Below are 5,231 nucleotides of genomic sequence, written 5' to 3' on the forward strand. Positions count from 1 at the left end.
ACGCAAGCATTGCGTCTCTACTGGGAGAATCTAAATTTTAACATAATCACTAATTGACTCAATATCAACTCACTAAATTTGTGTAATGAAAATTATTCTGGAAGTAACTGAATAATTCGTCCTGGGCCTTCTACAGAAATATAAATCAAGCCATCAGGACCTTGTTTTACGTTACGAACACGACCGATACTTTCCAATAGTTTATGTTCTTTTACCACTTTTCCATCTTTGATTTCAAGACGACTTAAATATTGGTAAGCCAGGCCTCCAACTAATAAGCTTCCTTTCCAACCTTTATATTTATCACTTGTAATAAAAGCGATACCGCAAGTCCCGATAGATGGAGTGTATTGATGTTTGGGCAGTGTTACCCCGTCTTTTGCAGGAGCTTTAGAAATAGTTTTTCCATCATAGTTGATACCATAAGATACTACTGGCCAACCGTAGTTTTTGCCTTTTTGGATCACATTCACTTCGTCGCCACCACGAGGGCCGTGCTCAGATTCCCAAATTTCTTGTGTAGTTGGATTAAATGCCAATCCTTGTGGGTTGCGGTGTCCATACGAATAAACCGTAGAAGGTGCAGAGTTACCTTCTAATATAGGATTGTCATTTGGGATTTTACCGTCGTCGGTCATTCGGTGGACTTTTCCCCAAGGAATTGTCACATTTTGTGCATTCATATTGGGCGATTCGGCACCGCCGTAGCTAGTTGCACCGCCTTCACCGATTGATAAAAATAAAAAACCATTATTGTCAAATTCAATACGGCTACCGTAGTGATTGTACATTGTATTGGTGGCAGGCGTTTTAAAAATGGTTTCAGTATCTGTAAAGGTATCTCCGCTGAGTTTGAAACGAATCAAATTTAATTGTGAGCCATCATCAGTTCCTTTACTTACATAAGTAGCATAAATCCAACCATTTTGTGCATATTTGGGATGCACTCTTAGGTCCAATAAACCACCTTGCCCTTTTACAAATACATCCGTTGGTGCTCCCGAAAGTTCAGTCGTTTTTCCGCCAGAATAACGGTAAAATTTACCTTGTTTTTCTGTAAAAAGTAGGTCACCATTAGGTAGAAAATCCATTCCCCAAATAATATCCATGTCGTTGACAATGATATTAGTCTTGATTTTTGGCTGTGTATCAACGGTAGTGTTTTCGGTGGTTTGTGCCAAACCTCCTTTTGTTTTGCAAGAAAAACCAGAAGAAAAAGACATGATTGATAAACAAGCACATCCTAAAAGTACATTTTTCATATTAATTTGGATAGTTGGTTTTAAATTTTCACAAAAGTATCATAATCAAACTTTTCTCTGTCGGGGCTGTAGGGATGCGTGCTCTTTCATTGGTATTTCATGAAAGCCGAAAGCAATCTATAGCTTGATTTTTTCTCCTTGTTGTGGGAAAATAATATTCAAGCCGAGAGAATTTTGAGCTTTTACCTGTTCGATAATTTTTTGTTCGTTAATCGTTGGCGGTTTCAAATGCGTGATAACCACGTTCAGGCCTTTCATATTTTCTTTGCCAGCGAGGTCTGCCAAAATACTCATTTCTTTCATCAGCCATTGTGGTGTAAGGTGACCAAACAAGAGATGATTGGGTTGTTCGTTAGGAAACGAAACTTCGATAAGAATACCTTTTAGTTGCCTATTTTGAATTAAAGGAGCTATATTTTTCCAAAGATTTTTCAACTTACCTGCTTTTTCTAATTCATCTGGTCCGGTATCGCCAAGGTATAAAACATAAGAATCTCGATGTTTTATCAAGAATGCAGTACTTTCAAAAGGTTCGATATGACTCAAGGAAAATGCTTTTACTGTCATATCTGTGTTTGAAATCTTCTCCTCTTTTTCAAGGGGTAAAGTTGCGTAATGGTATTTTTTCAACAACACTCCAAGGCCTGCATCACCAAAATTCACCCAAGTTTTATCATTAAAATAGTGTTCTTGAATGATGTTCATGCACTTTTGAGTGGCATAAATACTTTTAGCGGTGTCGCCAGGCGAATTGATAATAAGCCCAGAAACATGGTCGAGGTGAGGATGTGAAATAAAATAACCCTTTATATACTTTCGCATCACTTGTGAAGCTGTTAGCGCAAAGGTTTTTTGTGCTACAGCTTTTTGTAAACCTGCATACACGGTGCCTGCGTCCAAGGCCACAAATTGCTCCGAGCCGCTTGGTCCAAGCATATAACACGACATATTACTTTCGTCTGTTCCGCCTTTTACACCTAGCGGAATTAAATCAAAACTTGATTTTTGTCCCCAAGTACTCAAACTTATCAAGGTTAGAGCCAGAAGGAAATAGCATCTTTGTTTGTTGAGTCGAATCATTTTTTTTATTAATACAGATATCGCCATGTTTGATAGCGTAGTTAAAACTGTAAAGTTAAGGTATTAATGTTGAAATGTTGGGATAAGAGCGCATTTAAACAAATTAGGGCTTGAGACTTGATTGTTGGAATACTTTTTGCTAAAATTTGAAAGGAAAAGGCTGTTTTGATTGAAAGAAAATAAAAAAAAGCTATTTAAGTCTTTTTGTTTATCATTTAATTTCTATATTTAAAAAAAGAAATTTCTCTTTCGGCATAATCCTTGATAGGTGTTTTTCTACTTGAATAGATATTTCAAGAAAACTTCGACCCAAATTTCTTTATATTGTTTCAACCCATGTACTTATGTTTGAAAATATCCTAAACAAATTTCTAAGCTTGATTGTCTTACTCCGTCACGGACGAATGACCCCAGATGTTAGATATTATTATCGTCACACCTATCGGTGTCAGCTCACGCAGTGGAAGTATGTGTTGCAAGATTATGTATTCAAGAAACCCTATAAAGAAATCGAATTTCAAGGCGAATTTGCTCCTGAACTTGAATTTACCATTCCTTTTGCGTATTGGCATTATAAAAACGGCACTTTAAAAAGTACGAAGGCTGCCTTGTTTACCAAAGAAATGTATTTCTTTTCGCCACATCACGAAGAAGTTTTTGATGTAAGAACCAACGAAGGAAATTATAATTTTGAACTTCCAAGGGTTCTGTATAGTCAGGATTATGATATGATAAAATGGCTCGAAGTGCCTTATAAAGAGCACTTTAAGAATGATATCTACGTTTATGACAAACCAATGTTGATGATTGCGAATCGATATAATATGGAATGGGGAGGGCCTCCCATCAGTTTTTATAGTATCGAAGATTTAGATTTTATGATTAGTCATTTGAAAAAAGACTATACCATTTTATACAATCGCCCACGCCCACAGAATATTACCAATGACACCAGCGACATATATGAGCTCAATGACTACGAATGGTTGGCCGAAACCCATCCTGAAGTAGTGTTGATGGAGGATTTGTACAAAGAAAACAAAATTAAAGCCAGAAATTACAACCATTTTCAATTATCTGTATACGCCAATTGCGAAAAGTTTATATCAATTCATGGTGGTACAGCAGCCTTGGCAAGTTGTTTTAAAGGGGCAAATATTATTTTATCAAAAAAAGGCCCAGAACATCATTTTGGTTGTTTCAAAACACTTTTTCCTAAACTTTCAGGAGCTACGATTTATCATGCCAAAACCAATGAAGAGGCTAGAGACTTTGTGCTAAAACATTACGTAAAATCATAATCGTATGGCAAATAATTATTGGCTTAAATCTGGTTTCTTGAATATTCTTCAAAGTTTGACAAATGTACTTTTTGGCTTTGGAGGATTTTATATGTTGGTTCGAGTTTTAGACAAAAATCAGTTTGGGGCTTGGACGCTCTTCATGACCACTACTTCGATTTTGGAGGTGGTTCGCAATGGTTTGATTGGAAATGCGCTCGTGAAATTTTTATCTGGTGCAAAGCCTGAGGAAAAAACGCCAATTATTACGGCTTCAGTAACCATCAGTGCCTCTTTATCGGTGTTTTGCGTAATATTAAATCTGATTTTTTCACATTATCTAAGTGTTATGTGGCATACGCCTGAGTTGGAGCCGATGTTTTATGTGCATAATATCACTTTCTTACTTTCAGGGGTTTTAGCGATTTTTAATAGTGTGGAGCAAGCGCATTTGGCTTTTAACGGGGTATTTATTACCACATTCGTTCGTCAAGCAGTATTGTTTTTATTTATTCTGGTTTGTTTTATTACCAAGTTTACCATTCCTTTGGCGTATTTGGTGTATATCCAAATTGTGGCAGTGGTTATCGCCACCCTGATTGGGTACAGCTATGCCAGAAAACATTTGACCTTGGATAGACAATTACATAAAGAATGGATTAGTAAATTATTTCATTTTGGGAAATATACCTTTGGTACCTCGGTAAGTTCTATTTTGTCAGGTACTATCGACCAAATGATGCTTGGGGCAATGCTCTCTCCTGTGGCTTCTGGGGCGTTTAATGTGGCCGTAAGAATTACCAACCTGATTGAAATACCTACCAATTCGATTGCTACAATCGTATTTCCGCAAAGCGCCAAACGTGCGCAGGAAGGTATCGATGGTGTTCGCTATTTGTATGAAAAATCGGTAGGAACAATCTTAGCTTTGGTGATTCCAGCCATTATTTTTCTGTATTTATTTTCTGATTTAATCGTCAACATCATTGCAGGTGGAAAGTACGATGACTCGATTCCTTTATTGAAAATCACGTTATTGTATTGCATTTTTGTACCATTTGGTCGTCAATTTGGTATCGTTATTGATTCTATCGGAAAAACTAAATTAACCTTTTCTGTTGTAGTTTTTTCTGCTTGTTTAAACATTGCGATGAACTATTTTTTGATTAGTTCACAAGGCGTAATGGGAGCGGCTAGAGCAACTTTAGTATCGAGTTTTATTGGTTTTATTATCGGACAAGTAATTTTGTATAAAGAACTAAAAGTAAATGTACTTCATCCATTTATTTATGCTTTTAGATTTTATCCAGAATTTTATCATCAATACATTAAGCCTCGTCTAAAAAAGGCTTGATTTGAAGTCTTTTGGATGAAAAAGTATTGAAGAATGCAGAAGAGAAAACTGGTTCAAGACTTAGTCTTGGATCTATTTTTTTAAACAGTTTTAAAACTGAAGCAAGTGTGAGTCCGAGGCAAAGTCTCGAACTAGGGATAACTGTTTCAAGACTTAGTCTTGGACCTATTTTTTTTAACAGTTTTAAAACTGAAGCAAGAGTGAGTCCGAGGCAAAGTCTCGAACTAGGGATAACTGTTTCAAGACTTAGTCTTG

4 protein-coding genes are annotated in these 5,231 nt (G+C 36.4%); 2 read left to right on the plus strand and 2 right to left on the minus strand.

Annotated elements, in window-relative coordinates:
• Positions 1 to 92 precede the first annotated feature (92 nt).
• Both ACOVQ4_RS19830 and ACOVQ4_RS19835 read right to left on the minus strand, forming a co-directional pair.
• Positions 93 to 1,262, minus strand: coding sequence for a PQQ-dependent sugar dehydrogenase (locus tag ACOVQ4_RS19830; RefSeq protein ID WP_421822341.1), 1,170 nt, complete (start codon positions 1,260 to 1,262; stop codon positions 93 to 95).
• A gap of 117 nt (positions 1,263 to 1,379) precedes the next feature.
• Positions 1,380 to 2,342, minus strand: a complete 963-nt coding sequence (locus ACOVQ4_RS19835; RefSeq protein ID WP_421822342.1) for an MBL fold metallo-hydrolase — start codon at positions 2,340 to 2,342, stop codon at positions 1,380 to 1,382.
• Between the two features lie 344 nt (positions 2,343 to 2,686).
• Here ACOVQ4_RS19835 and ACOVQ4_RS19840 point away from each other — a divergent pair, with 344 nt between their 5' ends.
• Both ACOVQ4_RS19840 and ACOVQ4_RS19845 read left to right on the plus strand, forming a co-directional pair.
• Positions 2,687 to 3,643: a hypothetical protein gene (locus ACOVQ4_RS19840; RefSeq protein WP_421822343.1), complete on the plus strand. Its 957-nt coding sequence runs from the start codon at positions 2,687 to 2,689 to the stop codon at positions 3,641 to 3,643.
• A 4-nt stretch (positions 3,644 to 3,647) separates the two neighbouring features.
• Positions 3,648 to 4,976: a flippase gene (locus ACOVQ4_RS19845; RefSeq protein ID WP_421822344.1), complete on the plus strand. Its 1,329-nt coding sequence runs from the start codon at positions 3,648 to 3,650 to the stop codon at positions 4,974 to 4,976.
• The last annotated feature ends 255 nt before the right edge of the window (positions 4,977 to 5,231 follow it).

It is taken from the genome of Flectobacillus sp., from assembly GCF_049240685.1.
Classification (GTDB): domain Bacteria; phylum Bacteroidota; class Bacteroidia; order Cytophagales; family Spirosomataceae; genus Flectobacillus.